The following is an 18,543-nucleotide window of genomic DNA, read 5'->3' on the forward strand; positions in this document are numbered from 1 at the left end:
TACAACTTAGTATTTATATATTCTAATAATAATTTAAATATTTTCTCTTTTATCATTAATCTCTCTTGCGATTTGTGTCTTTTTTGCAGTTGTCTATAGTAATAAAATACTATATAGCTCCGAGTATAATGCTTTGGGCTGTAATTTTTAAAGCTATAATCATGATATCTACAAAAAAAATATTAATGATTGATGATGATGAAATCAATAATTTTTTAGCCTCAGAGTGGATAAAGATGAATCATCCAGAGTTAGAATTACAAATATTTACTGATGCTTCTTCAGCTGTTAAATATCTGGATGCCTGTTCTTCTGAAAATTTCCCTGACATCATCATATGCGATTTGCTTATGCCAGGATTTGATGGATTTGATTTTCTAAATATATACGAATCGTTTTTTTTCCAGAAATATCTCATGACAAGAATCATTGTACTAAGTGCAAACATTGCTGAAAGAGATAGACATAAATTAGAAGCTTTTGCATGTCTGACTGATGTGTTTATTAAAAAAACTGCTCAGGAAAATTTTCAAATAATTAAAAAGAAATATCTGGATGAGCTTTAGTAAGCTGCTTCAAATTCATCATAACTTGCATTAAGTTCATCACTGCTTAATTTTTTTCCATGATGAATCACAATACGGTAAGTGAAAGTAGTTGATTTTCCAGGTTCCAATTGGAAATTCAGCTGCTCTCTGCCTTCCGTATAGGCCGCACTTCCCAATGGATTTGCTGCAAACAGTCCATAACCTCTCGCCATCCAATGTGTTGGGTGATTTACATTTGAAGGATGATCCATTATGCTCACTGAATAGTTCGTACTATCCTGATCTGAATTTAGCATCACCCATTTTGCTCGGGTACCCCATACAGCATCACCCTCCTGTCCTTTGCTACTGTAATACATACCATTGACCGCGGTATTGTCAATAATTTCCTCCTCATTGATCTGCCCTTCATCTCCAATGAGTTGCTGAGGTTCATCATAAGGCTGCTCCATAAAGCGAGCAACTCTGAATGCCATCATACCTTCTTTAGAATCCTCAAATGTAACTGTATCTTTTAGTGCGCTCAGGGTTGTAATTCTATCTATTGTCCTGAAGTTTCCGTCTCCGCCAAATACTAACCTGGTTTCCTCCAGCAGTAGCGTATCTCCCTCATCACTGATCCAATCAGCAACATAAGTGAGACTGCCTTGCTCCCCTTCCTCCATAGCTCCAATATCGCGATGAACGATTGAACCGTATATTTTATCAGCCCTGCTTTGTGTTTCAGCTGTGCTTGCCCAGAAATCAACCTGATTTACAACACCATGATTCATCCAGTGTCCTACATGATGCAGATGATCGACCTGCTCACCTTCCCTGGGCTCAAGGGGATAACCTCGGGTGACCGTCACGCCATTCGCAGCTCTTACTGGAAAAAGAACAGGTTTTTTCAGTGCAGAATCGTAACGATAAGCAGTGAAAGGCCTACCATCAATGCTGACTTCTACAATTTTTTGGGTTTCATTATGATCAAAACTGACTTTGCTGTTTAGCTTGTCAGTACTTCCCTCTGTTTCCTGCTCAGCGTTTGTGGTTTCTGATTGACAGCTGAATAAGAGAAAAATGATAAGGCTAAGGGAGGAAAAGGCTATTTTCATGGCATAAAAAAAATAAGGCTGAGTAAGCTAATCCTAGCTTACTCAGCCTTAATGAATAAATAGGTATTAAGAAGCTGGTAGCTCTCTTACTTTAATATTTTTATAAAACACTTGATTACCATGATCCTGTAAAAGAATGTGTCCGCTTTCCCATACACCAAATCCATCCCAGTCCTTATACTTGCTGTTGTTAATTTTTTCCTTGAATTCTTCGCTAAAGCGGTCATATTCCAACACTTTTTCACCATTTAACCAGTGCTCTACCTGTCCATCTTTTGAAACGATACGCGCATGATTCCACTCTCCTACAGGGTTAATAGGTTTTGACTGAGGAGCAGCGATCAGATCATACAATGATGATACAGTACGTGTTCCGGGGCCGTTGTTTCCTTTTTTAGCATCAGGATGAACATCATCATCTAGAACTTGATACTCCAGGCCGATAGCAGATTTGTCAGAACTGTACTGCTCTGTCACATAATATTTAATACCACTATTTGCGCCTTCAGTCAGTTTGAAATCCACTACGAATTCAAAATCAGTGTACTCATCCAAGGTAACGATATCACCACCATTACCAGATTCAGCACCGGAAGCTTCCTCCACAACCAGCATGCCATCTTCCACGTACCATCCTTTCTCAGGAAAATTCTCTTTATGTACACCTCTCCAATGATCTACCGAATTTCCATCAAACAATAGTTTCCAGCCGTTTTGTTGCTCATCACTGCTGAGCGTATTTTCCTGAGCTTCTGTACTGGCAGTATTCACAGCTTCAGTCTCAGTAGTTTCAGTCTCAGCGCTTTGCTGGCCGCTGTTTCCGCATGAAAACAGAAAAGTGGCGGCAAAAGCTAAAGTAAAATAGTTTAAAATTTTCATTGTCTTTAAGTTAGAAAGTTGGGTTTTAAGAAAGATTTGTGTTGTCTAAATTAAACTAAAGATTTGATACTTATAATATAAGAATTTTAAGCATGCTTCACCAAGTTCAGATAATGATCTGATTGTTGAAAAATACCCCCGCTTTTATCATAAAACGCTTTTCCAGTAGGAAATAAGCCATTTTCAGCATGCACCCAATCAGCATCAGGATACGGCAAATAATTTATCATTTCCTCCCAATCCCGGTAGTTTTGGTGCCCGTTATTTTCCATAGCATTCATATTTGTAAAACCGGGAAATGTAGGTAAACGAGCTGCCACATTCTTATTCCAGTCAACCAAAACAGGGTTTACCGTAAGGTCTGCGCAAAGGCAGGGAATATTTTTTTCAAAGGCTAGCTGAGCAATTTTAAAAGTCATGCTCAGAGTTTTGGCAATAGGTTTTAATGCTATGCCTTTGTATCCCATTTCTATTCTTTCTTCCGCGTCTTTGTCGGTATGTGCGCTTTCATCCGAAACCAAACGTGCTTCAAATTCGCTCACATCCACCCGATAATCTTCAGGAAATGGCTCCTCCACCACTACGATCTGATCATAAGCACCTATTTTATTGGCATGATCCAACAGTTTTTTTAGTGTATCTTTATTTTCATAACGCCCATTCATGTCAAAGTAGTAAGGAATTTTGCCGTTGGCCGTATGCTGTGTTTCTCCCTTTCCAATAGCATTATGGATCTCAGTTAGCTTCGCTATATCCTGCGCTAACATTTCTTCCTGATTTCCGGGATGTCCTAATTTTATTTTCATGAAAAAATATCCCTGGTCAGCAAGTTCTTTCATCTGGGATACCGGAGTGGCAAAAGAAAAAGAGGGCACACTAATTACATGTTCATGATGCTCAGACATACCCTGACGATATTGTTCAGGAATAAGATCATCAAAATTGGTGATGTTATTAGCATCCGCATAAAGCAACCAGGCCGCATTGTCAAAACCCACCAGCGCATTGAGCACAAAGGTTTTTCTCAGATCTGACAAACCCGTAATTTTTTTTCCATAGGCATATACATCCTCCAGGATATCGTCCAGCAAATCAACCGGAGAAGTGAAGCTCCTCCCCCTGGCAAGTTGCAATGCGTATTCGCCGATGGCATACATAATCGCGTTTCCACCACTTTCAGAATGCATAGCGAATACTCGCGCATCACTCCAAAGTGTGTTTTGTGTACCTAAACCAATCTTGTAGGTCCCATTCTGGTCCTGCATTCCCGCAATGCTTTGCCACACATTGGTCATATAACCACCTTTGAAGCCATATGGCGTAGCGAGCGGTTCACGCTCGAAGTTCGCCCCTACATTTTGTATCGTAATGGTAGCTTTTTTTGAATTGTTGGTATTGAACAGACCTGATCCGGCAAGAGGAGCCAGTCCGGCGATGGTTGCTCCCTGTTGTAGAAACTCTCTTCTGTTTAGGCGTTGCATAATTGGATATAAACAAGTACAGCTGAAAACTAGTAAAGCTGAACCTGTTAAGCAAACATAAACTTCAAGTTGCAGTCAATTTTTTATATCATTGTCAAACAACACTTAAACAGCAAAACCTATGATTCGTGTAGCATTAGCCTCATATGGCATGTCGGGAGAAGTTTTTCATGCGCCCTTGCTGGCCGTTCATCCTGACTTTCAACTCTACAAAATTCTGGAAAGAAACCGGAATAAGTCTCAAGAAAAGTACCCTGAGGTTACTGTGGTCAAAAAGTATGAGGACATACTGCAAGATGAACAAGTAGATGTGGTACTGGTCAATACGCCTAACCCTTTTCATTACGAGATGGCAGAAAAAGCGCTCAATGCTGGGAAGCATGTGGTCATGGAAAAGCCTTTTACCAATACCAGTGAAGAAGCCAAGAAACTTATTGCGCTGGCTAATAAAAAAGAAAAGCTGCTGACAGTCTTTCAAAACAGGCGACTGGACAGTGATTTTTTGACGGTAAAAAAAGTAATTGAAAGTAAACTGCTGGGTTACCTGGTAGAATACGAAGCGCATTACGACCGCTACCGAAACTTTATTCAAGCCAATACCTGGAAGGAAGAAAGCGGTCCTGGTTCCGGAATATTGTTTAACCTGGGTTCACATATGATTGACCAGGCACTTACGCTTTTCGGCCTGCCCGAGCGTCTATCTGCTAAACTGGCTATTCAAAGAGAAGGGGGAAAAACACATGATGCTTACCATCTGATTTTTACCTATGAGAAATTTCAGGTAGTGCTCAAATCCAGCTATCTGGTCAGAGATGAAGGACCTCGATATAAAGTTTTGGGTAATCTGGGCACCTTTACCAAATACGGACTCGACACCCAGGAGGATTGTTTGAAAGCCGGTCAACTACCTCAGGGAGATGATTGGGGAGCCGAGCCACCGGAAATCTGGGGGATGCTGGAAACTGAAATAGATGGTCTTCACTTCAGAGGTGAGGTAGCATCTGAAAATGGAAACTATAATCTGTTTTACGATAACCTATCGGATGCCATACAAAATGGCGCTGAATTGTTGGTAAAGCCAGAAGAAGCCATGCAGGTCATCAGCCTGATTGAACTTGCTGAACAAAGCAATAAGGAAAGAAGAGAGGTGGAAGTAAAGATTTAATTCAACGAGCGCAAATGAAAAAAATCATTTGCGCTAATTTCATCCTATCATTTTTATTCAGCCAAAATAGCAGCCCCAAAAACACCGGCGCTATCCCCCAGTGCTGGTTTAAAAAACTTAGTGTCAAGGCGGTTATTGAATACAAATTTACGGGTTGATTCTACTCCTTCTGTGTAGAGTAAATCAATATTCCCTACCCCTCCTCCTAGCACAATCGCATCGGGATCAAGCAAATTGATCACCACAGAAATTCCCAAACCAAAAAAAATGGGTAAGCCTGTTCATGGTCTTTTTAGCCGCTTCATCTTTTCCTTCCTTATAATTCTGATAGATCTCTTTCAATGACTTGTTTTCATCCGTAAGTGATCTGTAAAATTTTTCAAGCGCAGGCCCGGATAAAATAGTTTCTACTACTCCTTTTCGCCCGGTATAAGCAACACCTCCGGATTCATCCAGAAAATTATGCCCCCACTCTCCCGAGATTCCCTGTCTGCCTCTGAGTACTTTTCCATTCACTACTACCCCTCCTCCTACACCTGTTCCCATAATTACACCGAACACCACATTGGCTTCAGGCATTTCTTTATTCACCACTCCCATTCTGGCTTCTGCCAGCGCAAAACAGTTCGCGTCATTAGCCATCACCACAGGTAGACTTAAGGCCTTCTGCAAATCCTCATGAAAATGCTTACCGTTGAGGCAGGTTGTATTGCTGTTTTTGTGAAGCCCTGACAGCGGATCCACCGTACCGGGAGTACCAATACCGATTTTATCAGCTTGAATGCCAGCCTCTACTGCCATCTGATCAAGCAAGGTTTTAATGCGGGAAATGATATGTTCATAACCTTTTGCCTGTTCAGTAGGGATTCTTTTCCTGAGAATTACCTCGGGATCATTTACACTTTTCAAGATTACTCCTTCTATTTTCGTCCCTCCAAGATCAATTCCCCAAAGTGGTTTCATCATTTTTAGTTTTAGTGTAGTGTTACATAATTTTAAAACTGAAAACCGTAGTCCGTAAACTGAAATGATCAGCTACAAACCCCAACCTCCCCCTTCCCTATACCAATTCCTTCTCTATCTGTTCCAGTGACTTGCCTTTAGTTTCGGGTACAAAGAACCAAACGAATATAAAGCTCAGCGCACTGATGATCGCAAATATTCCAAAGGAGAAAGCGCCCCCTTTATTTTCCAGCATCCAGGGAAAAGTTTGCGTGACCAGATAGGTAGAGCTCCAATGCAAAAACAATGACACTGACATGGCAGATCCACGGTATTTGTTAGGAAAAATTTCGGAAACCACCACCCACATTACGGCAGCATGAGTAGCAGCGAAAGAAGCGATATAACCTAATATTGAAAATAAAACACCATAACCTCCGGCAGTATCTGAAAGAAATGAAAACACGAGGAAGGTAAGTGAAACAGTCATACCTACTGACCCGGCTAGTAAAAGAGGTCTTCTACCAATCCGGTCAACCATATAGATGGCAACGAAAGTAAATGTTAAATTTACTGCTCCGATTGCCACTGTCTGGGCCAGAGCAGATTCAAGACCGGCACCTGCACTGGCAAATATATTGGGCGCATAGTAGATAATCGCGTTGATACCTACCAACTGCTGCAACATAGCAAGGACAATCCCGATCATCATTATTTTGCTCATCTTACCTTTGAACAAATCACCAAAAGCAACTTTTTCGTGCTGATCGTGCAGTGTTTCTTCTATCTCTTTAAGTTCTTCATTTACCTGCCCTTCCCCCTCTAGCTTACGGAGTACTTCACGTGCTTTTTCAGGTTGGTTATTCTTATAAAGCCAGCGAGGGCTTTCTGGAATGAAAAAGAGTAAAATAAAAAACAAAGTTGAGGGAATAGCTTCACTACCCAACATATATCGCCAACTTTCATCACCAAATGAGCTGGCAAACAGCAGGTTGGTAAAGTAAACGACCAAAATACCAATCACAATGGTAAGTTGATTGATTGAAACCAACCGACCTCTCCTATCAGCAGGAGAAATTTCGGCAATGTATGTAGGTGAAAGTGCTGAGGCAGCTCCTACTCCTATTCCACCCAATATTCGCGCGAAAACGAAAAAGGTAAAACTGGTAGCCAGTGCAGTGCCTATGGCTGAAAAGGTAAACAGAACGGCAGTAACGATCAGCACCTTTTTTCTTCCCAGTAAATCACTGGTAAAACCAGCTGAAAAAGCTCCGAGTATACACCCCACAATAACGCTAGAAACGGCCCAGCCTAGTGATACGGAATCAAGGTCAAAATATTTTTGAATGAAAGGATTTGCTCCTGAAATTACAGCGGTGTCAAATCCAAAGAGGAAGCCTCCCAATGCTGCTATAAAAGTGATTGTAATCACATAGGTGTGCTTTTTCATAAATAAAGATTAGGCGTTAGTTAGTTTAGCATTTTCAAAAACGCTTCCAATTTGCAAAAAATAGCTATCAGTGCAAAGCTTAGTTTTTATGCTTTTGATATTTGCTCCATAATGAATGCATTCTTTTAACTCTTTAGTAATTCTTTATATTTGTCAGCCATTAAGTATATTCTTCGTCCTTTTATTGATTATGACCTACAGGTTTGTCCGTGCTTGCATTCGCTGGTTTATACGTTCTTTCTCACCAACAACGTTGATCACAGCTAAGGATAGTCTTCCCACTGATGCACCTTTCATATTAATTTGTGATGCAGATAACCCATATAAAACAGCCTTATTTCTGACCGCCCATGCGAATAAACCACTAAGGTTTATCAAAGCTGTGCATAGGCCACTTAGCTATTTCAAATTACTGGCTTTCAATATTTTACATATTGAACCATTGCTAAAAATCAGTAAGCACCCTAAAGCCAAGGCATATTCACATACTTACTGGAAAGGCGCTAGAGAATTAATCATTCAGAACCAAGTGCCAGTATTTTTTACGTCTCAAAAACATGAGACTATATATGTGGATAAAAGCGTTGCTAAATTAGCCCTTCAAACCTCCTCTGTTTTTGATTTCACCCTTTCTTTAAAAATTATTCCTGTTAAAGTATACAGCCGTTCTGATGGTTTTCTAAGCATAAAATTTCTAAAAGGGATTTCAATAGCTGCTTACGAAAAAGAATATAAACAATGCCCGGCTCGTGCTATTAATGAGATTACCGGCAAACTTCAGGAGGCTTTCACATTATCGGCTTATGCAGATGATAACAAATCTCCTGATTTAACTGCTGAGCTGGTATCGTAATTAATTTTCTTTCATTTATCTGGGCATCTGTTACAAATTCCGAAGAAGATCTATGTAGATGCACAAAAAGTAATTATAATTATTAGTTTTGTAATGCAATCTATTGCATTGCAACACCTATTACGAAAATTGACATATGAAGGCATTTTTAGATAAAAATTTTTTACTGCAATCTGATGTTGCACAGCAACTTTACCATAAGCATGCTGCGGACACCCCCATCATTGATTACCACTGTCATTTACCCCCCGACCAGATTGCCGCTGACAAAAAATTTAAAAACTTAACTGAGATCTGGCTGTACGGTGACCATTATAAATGGCGTGCCATGAGGACCAATGGCATTGATGAAAAATACTGCACCGGCGATGCGGATGATTATGATAAATTTCTGAAATACGCTGAAACTGTACCTTATACACTGCGCAATCCTCTGTATCACTGGACGCATCTGGAATTGAGAAGGTATTTCGGGATTGAAAAAATTTTGAATGGAGATACTGCCGGAGAAATTTATCATCAATGTAACGAACAGCTACAGGAAGATAAGATGAGCTGTAGAAACATTCTGAGGAATATGAATGTAAAAGTGGTTTGTACTACCGATGATCCGGCTGACAACTTAGCGCATCACGCAAAACTCAGAGAAGATGGCTATGAGATCAAAGTACTTCCTACATTCAGGGCAGACAAATCTATGGCAGTTGATGATCCTGAAACTTACCTTGCTTACCTGGAAAAGCTGGAAAAAGCTTCAAATGTAAATATTGCGAGCTATGATGACCTACTGCAGGCTTTGCGTAAAAGACATGACTTCTTTGCGGAAGCGGGCTGCCGCCTTTCGGACCACGGTATCAATAACTTTTTCTCCGAAGAATACACAGCTGAAGAAGTAAAAAAGTATTTTGATCAGCTGAGGTCAGGTAAAAAATTAGATGCATTAGCAGTTGAAAAGCTAAAGTCAGCTATACTTTACGAACTTGCTGTTATGGACCATGAAAAAGGCTGGACACAGCAATTTCATGTAGGTGCCATGCGCAATAATAACAGTCGTATGTTGCGTCAATTAGGCCCTGACACTGGTTTTGACTCCATAGGAGACTATCGTATTGGCGCCCCGATGTCTCGTTTCTTTGACCGTCTGGATGCTACTGACCAGCTGGCCAAAACCATTATTTACAACTTAAATCCCCGGGATAATTACCTGGTAGGTACTATGACTGGGAATTTTAATGATGGCTCTACTCCCGGCAAAATGCAGTTTGGATCAGGCTGGTGGTTTCTGGATCAGAAAGAAGGGATGGAGATGCAAATGAACGCTCTTTCTAACCTTGGATTACTAAGTCGCTTCGTTGGTATGCTTACCGATTCAAGAAGTTTTCTTTCTTACCCCCGACACGAATATTTCCGCAGAATTCTCTGTAACTTGTTGGGCAATGATGTTGTCAACGGTGAGCTGCCCCATGATATGGAGCTGCTTGGACAAACTGTTGAGAACATTTGCTATTATAACGCAAAAGCATTTTTTGCTTTTGATTGATTTTCTTAGACCAATAATTAAATAATAACTAATCACATCCTGTAAAACCTATGCGTAAAAAAGTAGTAACTTTTGGAGAAATCATGTTGCGACTGGCCACGCCCAGCTACCAACGCTTTATCCAGGCCACTGATTTTGAAGCTACCTATGGTGGCGGAGAAGCCAATGTCGCAGTATCGCTCGCCAACTACGGCCTTTCGCCTCAGTTTGTTACCCGACTGCCTCAGAACGATATCGGCAAAGCTGCCCTCTCTACTTTAAAAAAATACAATGTCGGTACCGACTATATCGCTTTTGGCGGAGACCGCCTGGGCATCTACTTTCTGGAATCCGGCGCTGTAAGCCGGGGCAGCAAAGTGGTCTATGACCGAGCCAACTCTGCGCTTTCTGAAATCCAGCCCGGCATGATTGACTGGGACAAAGCCCTGGACGGTGCCGAGTGGTTTCACTGGACAGGCATCACTCCAGCCGTTTCTCAGGGCGCAGCCGATGTCTGCCTGGAAGGCGTAAAAGCAGCCAATGCCAAAGGGATCACCGTTTCTACTGACCTCAACTACCGCAAAAACCTCTGGAAATATGGCAAGAAAGCTTCTGAAGTAATGCCTGAGCTGGTAGCAGGCTGTGACATCATCCTGGGCAATGAAGAAGATGCGGAGAAAGTGTTTGGCATACATCCTGAAGGTGTAGACGTCACCAAAGGCCATGTGGAAGCAGCAGCATATGAGTCGGTCTGTAGCCAGCTGATGGAGAAATTTCCCAGAGCCAGGAAGGCGATCATCACCTTAAGAGGCTCTATCAGTGCCAGCCACAACAGCTGGTCGGGCGTGCTCTACGATGGCAAGCAACTGTATGAAGCCCCTACTTACCAGATCACGCACATTGTAGACCGCGTAGGGGGAGGAGACTCATTCATGGGCGGCTTGATCTATGGCTTGCTCACTTATCCGGATGATGACCAGCAGGCACTCAACTTTGCGGTAGCCGCTTCATGCCTGAAGCATACCATCCACGGAGATTTCAACCTTGTAACTGTAGATGAGGTAGAGAAGCTCATGAGCGGAGATGCTTCGGGTAGAGTTTCACGTTAAATTTAATGGCTGATGAGGAATGACTAATTAATCATTCCTCATTTTTCATCATTCATTCATCAATAAACATTATTCATTACTAAGCAATGGCAAGATTTTCTAGAATTGAAGTGGCGCTTAAAATGAAAGAGACTGGTATTGTACCAGTGTTCTTTCACAAAGATTTAGACCTGTGTAAAGAGGTCGTAAAGGCCTGTTACGAAGGAGGTGTGAGGGTATTTGAATTCACAAACCGGGGTGACTATGCTCATGAAGTATTTTCTGAGCTTAATAAATTTGCCGAAAAAGAGGCTCCTGAAATGATCATGGGAGTGGGCTCTATCAATGAACCCGGTACGGCTTCACTTTATATGCAACTAGGCGCTAACTTTATCGTTTCTCCTGTGCTGAATCCTGAAATGGCTAAAGTATGTAACCGACGCAAAGTTTCCTGGTCACCAGGTTGCGGGTCATTATCTGAAATCTCATATGCTGAAGAATTGGGTGCCGAAGTGGTAAAAATATTTCCTGGCACCGAAGTGGGTGGCCCCAATTTCGTGAAAGGTGTTAAAGCACCACATCCCTGGACGAGCATTATGCCTACCGGTGGAGTTTCACCTACGCAGGAAAACCTCTCTGCCTGGTTCAATGCCGGTGTACACTGTGTGGGTATGGGGTCAAAGCTGATCACCAAAGAAATCATCGCTCAAAAGGATTTTGCCGCTCTACAACAGAAAGTGAAGGAAGCGATGGATATTGTGAAAAGCTTGAGCAAATAAGTAGAGGAAGCAAGCATACAATAACCGAAAACAAGCAATGACAAAACTCAACTTTAGTTCTTATAAAATTCTATTACTATTATTAGTTCTTAGCATTTTCACATCTTGTAATCGTATCGGAGGAGTGCGCACCTTAAAAATTGCGCATTCTAACGATGCCTCACACCCTGTACATCATGGCATGCTTTACCTGGCGGAAAAAGTTGAAGAGAAATCCGGTGGTAAACTCTTGGTAAATGTATATCCCAGCGCACAGCTTGGTCAGGAAAGAGAATGTATTGAGCTACTTCAGATTGGCAGCCTGGCCATGACGAAATCCTCAGCGGCAGTGATGGAAGGTTTTGCTCCTAATTTCAAGGTACTTTCTTTACCCTACATCTTTAGAGACAAAGAACATCAATTTAATGTGCTGGATGGAGATGTAGGAAAGGAACTGATGCTTGAAGGTGAAAAATACTGGCTCAGGGGAGTTACCTTTTATGATGCCGGTAGCCGAAGCTTCTATACCAAAGATGCCCCGGTAGAAGAGCCTGCGGACCTGATAGGAAAAAAAATCCGTGTAATGCCCAGTAACACCGCTATCAATATGGTGCAGGAGTTAGGGGGCTCTCCTACCCCGATTTCTTACGGAGAACTGTATACTGCCCTTCAGCAAGGTGTGGTAGATGCTGCTGAAAATAATCCACCCAGCTTCTTTTTCTCCCGTCATTATGAAGTTTGTAAATACTATTCTTTGAATGAGCATACTTCTATCCCTGATATTTTATTGATCAGTACGATTGTCTGGAATACATTAAATGAGCAGGAGCAACAATGGCTACAGGAGGCTGCTGAGGAGTCAGCAGTGTATCAAAGGGAACTTTGGGCTAAATCAGAGAAGGAATCAATTGAGGCGGTAAAAGCTGCGGGAGTCACTGTTACCTATCCTGACAAATCCAAGTTTGCTGAAAAGGTAAAACCACTTTATGAAACATATAAGGATCAGCCTGAAGTATATGATTTCATTCAAAGAATTCAAGCAGTAAATTGATTGAAATTTCCTATTTACAAAGCTGATTACACAACCCTATGAAATTTAAACATACCCTAGACAAAATCCTGGAAATTGTATTGGTGGGCATCATGGCGATTATGGTTATCAATGTATTGTGGCAGGTTGGTAGCCGTTTTATTCTTCAATCACCCAGCTCTTTTACTGATGAACTAGCACGATACCTCTTGATATGGTTGAGTATTTTGGGAGCAAGTTATGTCACCGGTAAGAGAATGCATCTGTCGATTGATTTATTAGCTCAGAAGGTAAGTGTTGAAAGAAGAAAGTCATTAAACACACTTATATACAGTATTGTAGCCCTATTTGCATTCTTAGCCATGGTCGTAGGCGGTGCAAATCTGGTATACATAGTTTCTTCACTCGGACAAACCTCTCCCGCGCTGGAAATACCACTTTCAACCGTATACATAGTGCTGCCTATTGGAGGAGCAATCATCATTTACTATAGCATCCTCAATATACTTCATCCTGTCAAAGAAGAAGACAGTTCCATTTCAGAGACAGTAGAATAAATACACTGACCTACAACCAGCTTTTTATGTACCTTTTAGAAATCATCATACTTGTTTTAAGCTTTGTCATTTTGTTAGGGCTTGGTGTCCCTATCGCCTTCAGTATTGGAATCTCTGCAATGCTCACGATGATGATAAGCATTTCCGCCATGCCATCATTTACTACCATAGCACAAAGAATGGCTACCGGCTTGGACAGTTTTGCCTTATTAGCCATTCCATTCTTCATACTAGCCGGACAGCTCATGAATCGAGGGGGAATCGCGGCAAAGCTCATAGATTTTGCTAAAGTATTAGTTGGGAAGCTTCCCGGTGGATTGGCTTATGTAAATATTATTGCTGCCATGTTATTTGGTGCTATTTCAGGCTCAGCGGTAGCAGCCGCTTCTGCGATTGGAGGGATTATGAATCCACGCATGGCAAAAGAAGGTTACTCTAAACCTTTTAGCGCAGCTGTCAATATCACAGCTGCTACTACAGGAATGATTATTCCTCCCAGCAACATACTGATCGTATACTCACTGGCCAGTGGTGGCGTATCCATCGCAGCACTTTTTGTAGCGGGATATATTCCAGGGCTTATTGTAGGGCTCTCCTTAATGATCGTTGCCGGTGTTTTTGCTTATCGCAAAGGCTATCCGGTGGGCGAAGGAGCAAGCCTGAAAGAAGCTGTTTTGAAGTTTCTGGATGCAATTCCAAGCCTCGTATTGTTGGTTTTGGTCATTGGTGGTATTATCGCAGGCATATTTACTGCAACTGAAGCTTCTGCGGTTGCGGTATTATACACTTTAATACTATCCATGGTCTTCTACCGCAAAGTAGGCTGGAAAGATCTTCCTGGCATTTTCCTTCAGACAGTAAATACTACTTCCATCGTTATGATTTTGATAGGCACCTCAGTAGGAATGTCCTGGGTGATGTCGTATGAAAACCTCCCCCAGGGAGTAAGTAATGCCTTATTGTCCATCAGCGACAATCCTATCATTGTACTATTACTTATCAACCTCATTTTACTTTTTGTCGGGGTATTTATGGATATGACACCTGCAGTACTGATTTTTACTCCTATTTTTCTTCCGGTGGTCACCGAGTTAGGTATGGACCCGACCCACTTTGGAATCGTGATGGTGCTCAATCTATGCATCGGCTTATGCACCCCACCCGTAGGCTCAGTATTATTCGTCGGATGTAGTGTCGCTAAAATTGGGATTGATAAAGTAATCAGACCGTTACTTCCCCTGTTTATCGCGATGGTAATTGCGCTTATCATTGTCACTTACATTCCGGCCTTAAGTTTATGGTTACCTTCTTTCTTTGGCTTATGATGAATAACTTTAATTTAATATTCTAAGCGCTTACCTTATTCATCATATTGACCAGTTTTTATATTTCAGTTTGTAAATGCCTCTTGTTAATCTAGGAGGCATTTATTATTTTGAGTAAATTTACTCAGAATAACTAGTACAAAACTGAAGAACTTTTCTAATCCCATTTTTATGAGCTTGTAGATTGTTGGTAATCAGCAACTTATGGGCGTATTCCTGCCTGAATAATTTTTCTCGTATTCAGTTTTGAAAATTTTTAATGCTCATACATGTAATATTTGTCCTATTTTATTAAGTAAAAATCAGAAAAAGTAGCATAATATCTTATCAAACGCTTTATTATTCTGTTTTTTCTAAATATTATTCATAAATTTACATGTAAGAATATTTTAATATTATAATATTTTTTATAGATTTAGCGCTCAGTCATCATATCTAATTCCAATTACCCTATGAAAGAGATTCGTCAGTTAGTAAGAATCGTTAGAAAAAAAGGCCAGAGAAGTATACAACTTGTCAACCAAAATTTCAGAAAAAATGAAACTTCAAAAGACAATTTACTATATGAAGGCATTACCAATAACAAATTTCTAAATGATGAATCAGCAGCGCGTGAAGTTTTTGACACTGACCCAGGAAATAGAAACTATCGGAATGCAAAGGGTAAGCTAAAAAACAAATTATTCAATCACCTCTACTTTCTGGATTACGACAAAGAAAGCTATACAACTTATCAAAAAGCTGAATATGAGGCACTTCACAAACTGCATCAGTGCAATATTCTCATCAGAGAAGGTGCCGCAAAAATAGCCATTCGTAACCTACCCCATCTCATCAAAACTGCGCAAGCTTATGAGCTGAGTCTGGTTGCGATTGAAGCACTTACATTATTAAGAAATGAATACGCCAGGCTTGGCAAATTAACTCCTTATAAAGAAACCAACGATGAACTTCAAAAGTATAAAAAGTTTCATGAAGCCAAACTAAGGTGTGAGGATGCTTATTTTGATGTAATGGTTCTAATCAACAAGTCAGTCAGTGCTCAAAACAGGGTGATTGGCCGTGTTCCCAAGGTGATAGATATGATTAGAGGGGAAGCGAAGAAATTCAACAGTCACGGACTGCAAATTCTGGCCGCGAAGCTGGAAATCACTTTTAATAATATTAAGTGGAACTTTAAAGAAAATATTAACCTATGCACTGAGCTGGAGAAAAAGTATCTCAACAAGCCCAATAACGAGATTGAGGTTGATCTGAACCAGAATGCTGTGATCTTTTCAAAACTCCAGGCTTATTTATACCTCACAGATATCAAAGCAGGAAAGGCTTATGCATCACAAAAAATAGATAGAGTAAAAACAGGAAGTAAAATCTGGTTCAGATTTAGTGAATACTACTTTCTTTTGCTCATGAAAGGCCAAAAGTTTAAAGAGGCTAGTAATCTTTTCAGAGCTGTAAGAACCAATAAAAATTACAACTCACTGCCTGATCCGGAAAAAGACCGCTGGCATATTTACAGAGCTTACCTTATTTTCTTTCATGATACCAAGATACTTCGTTGGGGCTTTAACCTGGAAGAGTTTTTAGGTTCGCGTCCGTGTTACGAAAAAGATTATAATGGGTACAACGTAGCTACTTTAGCGATTCAGTTTTTATTCCTGATTCAGGAAGGAAATATCAGCGCAATTAATGCTTGCGTAGATGAAATTGTGAAGTACAAATCGGCTCATCTTGATAAAAGACACAATTATCGCAGTAGCATCTTCATTCGCTTATTAGAAATCGTAATTGATAAGGAATTTGATTACGAACAGATACAGGAGAAAGGAGAAACGTACCACAAAAAATTAGTGAAAACGCCTATTCCTAGCGATTTAAGGCAGGATACTGAAATTGTGCCATATGAAGTATTATGGCAACATATTTTAGATATCATCAAGACAAACAAAGCATACATACATTTTCGCTTCTATAATATGAGTGCCATGTAAATATGTGCTATAATTTTTATTAATTTCTTATCCATTACCTGCCTTTTCTAGTAGATTTGCACTAATGGGTAACGAAAGTTTCTTTCTTCAAATTTTAATCTGGCGTATCAAACACATCAGCAATCGTAATTTTGTGCTGATACTCAGTATTATCGTTGGATTTCTTTCCGGGCTGGCCGCAGTGCTTCTCAAAGAGAGCGTCCACCTCATCCAGTACGCTCTTACTTCTCATTTTGATTATGAATATTCAAACTATCTTTACCTTGCGTACCCGCTCATAGGGATACTAATAACGGTTTTGCTGGCGAAGTATTTTTTTAGAGAACCCTTTGGGCATGGTATCACTGGTATTCTATATGCAATTTCAAGAAAGTCAAGTAACATCAGCCGGTCCAAAACCTATTCAAACTTACTAGGAAGTGCAATCACGGTAGGTTTTGGTGGTTCAGTCGGATTGGAGGCCCCGATTGTGGTTACCGGTTCCGCCATTGGTTCAAATATCGGAAGGCTGGTTCATTTACAGGCCAAGAAAAGGGCATTGCTAATTGGTTGTGGTACTGCTGGAGCAATTTCCGCGATATTTAATTCTCCTATCGCAGGCGTGATATTTAGCATTGAAGTGATTTTGACAGATATCAGTATCAATGCTTTTATACCCTTGCTGATTTCATCTGTAACAGGTTCTTTAACCTCTTTACTACTTTTGGGCGATGAAATATTGTTTTCGTTTACCTTAGAAGACCCTTTTACCGCAATGGATACGCCTTACTATTTCTTTCTGGGCATCTTTTGTGGACTCGTCTCACTTTATTTTACTCGTATTACTTATCAGATTGAAAATTTTTTAAGCAGTATCAGAAACCAGTATAAACGAGCGGTATTGGGAGGACTGGCGTTAGGGTTAATAATTTTCATCTTCCCTCCTATGTATGGAGAGGGTTATAATTTCATCAAATTAATGCTGGAAGGTAATGAGCAGGCTATTTTTGATAATAGCATGTTTTTTCAACGTTTTGGAAATGTAAGCATACTCTTACTGTTTATCCTGGGGCTAATCTTAATCAAACCAATCGCAGCTGCCAGTACAATCGGGGCCGGTGGAAACGGTGGAATATTCGCACCTTCATTATTTATAGGGGCAGTGACAGGCTTCTTTTTTGCCAAATTGGTGAATACTATGGGAATATTTGGCACTGTTAGTCTTAGCAACTTCACCCTGGTAGGCATGTGTGGACTTATGAGTGGAATATTGCACGCACCACTTACCGCCATTTTCCTGATTGCGGAAATCACCAGCGGCTATACCCTTTTCGTACCCCTGATGCTTGTGTCTGCATTATCATATAGTACAATTCTGTACTTTGAAAGATATTCTCTCTATCTCAAATCACTGGTAAAAAAGGGATATCTGAATCCTGACGATCGCGATTTACAAGTGTTAAGCCTCATTGATATCAAAAAGCTGCTGGAAACTGATTTACTTACGATCCGGCCCGATGCCTCTTTAGGGGACTTAGTAAACCTTGTCAGAGTATCCAAAAGAAACATATTTCCGGTGGTGAATGAACAGAAGGAATTGGTGGGGATCGTGACGCTGGACGATATCCGTAAAATCATGTTTGACCATGAGTCTCAGGAAAGCATCAAGGTCTCATCGCTCATGCATGCCCCCCCTGATAAGATATCCACTACCGAGACGATGCAGGAAGTCATGGAAAAATTTGAGAAAACTGGAGCCTGGAACCTTCCTGTTCTCAATGAAGGTAAATATATGGGCTTGATTTCCAAGTCCAGGATTTTCAACGCATATCGTAACAAACTGATGCGCCAGCGTAAAGAATTTTAATTATAGCCAGGCAA

The 18,543-nt window shown here is 40.7% G+C and carries 17 protein-coding genes; 11 read left to right on the forward strand and 6 right to left on the reverse strand.

Features of this window, described 5'->3' with window-relative positions:
* Window positions 1-161 precede the first annotated feature (161 nt).
* The gene (locus OKW21_RS12010; protein WP_277479725.1) at window positions 162-566 is read left to right on the forward strand and encodes a response regulator; all 405 of its coding nucleotides are present in this window, start codon (window positions 162-164) and stop codon (window positions 564-566) included.
* Here the strand turns inward: OKW21_RS12010 and OKW21_RS12015 are convergent.
* The 3 genes from OKW21_RS12015 to OKW21_RS12025 form a co-directional block, all read right to left on the reverse strand.
* Complete coding sequence (locus OKW21_RS12015) at window positions 563-1,645, reverse strand: DUF6807 domain-containing protein (protein WP_277479726.1); 1,083 nt, start codon at window positions 1,643-1,645, stop codon at window positions 563-565. The genes OKW21_RS12010 and OKW21_RS12015 overlap by 4 nt on opposite strands.
* Window positions 1,646-1,711: 66 nt before the next feature.
* Window positions 1,712-2,524 carry a 3-keto-disaccharide hydrolase gene (locus OKW21_RS12020; RefSeq protein WP_277479728.1) on the reverse strand — a complete coding sequence of 271 codons (813 nt, stop codon included), beginning with the start codon at window positions 2,522-2,524 and terminating at the stop codon, window positions 1,712-1,714.
* An 86-nt stretch (window positions 2,525-2,610) separates the two neighbouring features.
* Complete coding sequence (locus OKW21_RS12025; protein WP_277479729.1) at window positions 2,611-4,005, reverse strand: enolase-like domain-containing protein; 1,395 nt, start codon at window positions 4,003-4,005, stop codon at window positions 2,611-2,613.
* Window positions 4,006-4,126: 121 nt separating this feature from the next.
* Between OKW21_RS12025 and OKW21_RS12030 the strand changes: the two genes are divergently transcribed.
* Window positions 4,127-5,170, forward strand: coding sequence for a Gfo/Idh/MocA family oxidoreductase (locus tag OKW21_RS12030; protein WP_277479730.1), 1,044 nt, complete (start codon window positions 4,127-4,129; stop codon window positions 5,168-5,170).
* A 53-nt stretch (window positions 5,171-5,223) separates the two neighbouring features.
* Here the strand turns inward: OKW21_RS12030 and OKW21_RS32530 are convergent, their stop codons facing one another.
* From OKW21_RS32530 to OKW21_RS12040, 3 genes are all read right to left on the reverse strand, one after another.
* On the reverse strand, window positions 5,224-5,427 hold the full coding sequence (locus OKW21_RS32530; RefSeq protein ID WP_338130044.1) for an ROK family protein: 204 nt from the start codon (window positions 5,425-5,427) through the stop codon (window positions 5,224-5,226).
* Entirely contained in the window at window positions 5,396-6,136 is a 741-nt protein-coding gene (locus tag OKW21_RS12035) for an ROK family protein (RefSeq protein ID WP_338130045.1), read from the reverse strand. The genes OKW21_RS32530 and OKW21_RS12035 overlap by 32 nt, the downstream gene beginning before the upstream one ends.
* Before the next feature lie 94 nt (window positions 6,137-6,230).
* The gene (locus OKW21_RS12040; protein WP_277479731.1) at window positions 6,231-7,562 is read right to left on the reverse strand and encodes a sugar porter family MFS transporter; all 1,332 of its coding nucleotides are present in this window, start codon (window positions 7,560-7,562) and stop codon (window positions 6,231-6,233) included.
* Window positions 7,563-7,815: 253 nt separating this feature from the next.
* Here OKW21_RS12040 and OKW21_RS12045 point away from each other — a divergent pair, with 253 nt between their 5' ends.
* The 9 genes from OKW21_RS12045 (at window position 7,816) to OKW21_RS12085 (ending at window position 18,529) form a co-directional block, all read left to right on the forward strand.
* A complete protein-coding gene (locus OKW21_RS12045) occupies window positions 7,816-8,415 on the forward strand; it encodes a hypothetical protein (RefSeq protein WP_277479732.1) in 600 nt (199 codons plus the stop codon).
* Between the two features lie 136 nt (window positions 8,416-8,551).
* Window positions 8,552-9,955, forward strand: coding sequence for a glucuronate isomerase (gene uxaC, locus OKW21_RS12050; protein ID WP_277479733.1), 1,404 nt, complete (start codon window positions 8,552-8,554; stop codon window positions 9,953-9,955).
* Between the two features lie 50 nt (window positions 9,956-10,005).
* A complete protein-coding gene (locus OKW21_RS12055; RefSeq protein WP_277479734.1) occupies window positions 10,006-11,043 on the forward strand; it encodes a sugar kinase in 1,038 nt (345 codons plus the stop codon).
* 86 nt (window positions 11,044-11,129) lie between these two features.
* Window positions 11,130-11,801, forward strand: coding sequence for a bifunctional 4-hydroxy-2-oxoglutarate aldolase/2-dehydro-3-deoxy-phosphogluconate aldolase (locus OKW21_RS12060; RefSeq protein ID WP_277479735.1), 672 nt, complete (start codon window positions 11,130-11,132; stop codon window positions 11,799-11,801).
* Between the two features lie 37 nt (window positions 11,802-11,838).
* Window positions 11,839-12,831: a TRAP transporter substrate-binding protein gene (locus tag OKW21_RS12065; RefSeq protein ID WP_277479736.1), complete on the forward strand. Its 993-nt coding sequence runs from the start codon at window positions 11,839-11,841 to the stop codon at window positions 12,829-12,831.
* A gap of 38 nt (window positions 12,832-12,869) precedes the next feature.
* The gene (locus OKW21_RS12070) at window positions 12,870-13,367 is read left to right on the forward strand and encodes a TRAP transporter small permease (RefSeq protein WP_277479737.1); all 498 of its coding nucleotides are present in this window, start codon (window positions 12,870-12,872) and stop codon (window positions 13,365-13,367) included.
* Between the two features lie 26 nt (window positions 13,368-13,393).
* A complete protein-coding gene (locus OKW21_RS12075) occupies window positions 13,394-14,692 on the forward strand; it encodes a TRAP transporter large permease (protein ID WP_277479739.1) in 1,299 nt (432 codons plus the stop codon).
* Between the two features lie 452 nt (window positions 14,693-15,144).
* Window positions 15,145-16,683: a hypothetical protein gene (locus tag OKW21_RS12080; protein ID WP_277479740.1), complete on the forward strand. Its 1,539-nt coding sequence runs from the start codon at window positions 15,145-15,147 to the stop codon at window positions 16,681-16,683.
* A gap of 64 nt (window positions 16,684-16,747) precedes the next feature.
* Window positions 16,748-18,529, forward strand: a complete 1,782-nt coding sequence (locus OKW21_RS12085; protein ID WP_277479741.1) for a chloride channel protein — start codon at window positions 16,748-16,750, stop codon at window positions 18,527-18,529.
* Window positions 18,530-18,543: the final 14 nt, after the last annotated feature.

The organism is Catalinimonas alkaloidigena, assembly GCF_029504655.1.
Taxonomy (GTDB): Bacteria; Bacteroidota; Bacteroidia; order Cytophagales; family Cyclobacteriaceae; genus Catalinimonas; species Catalinimonas alkaloidigena.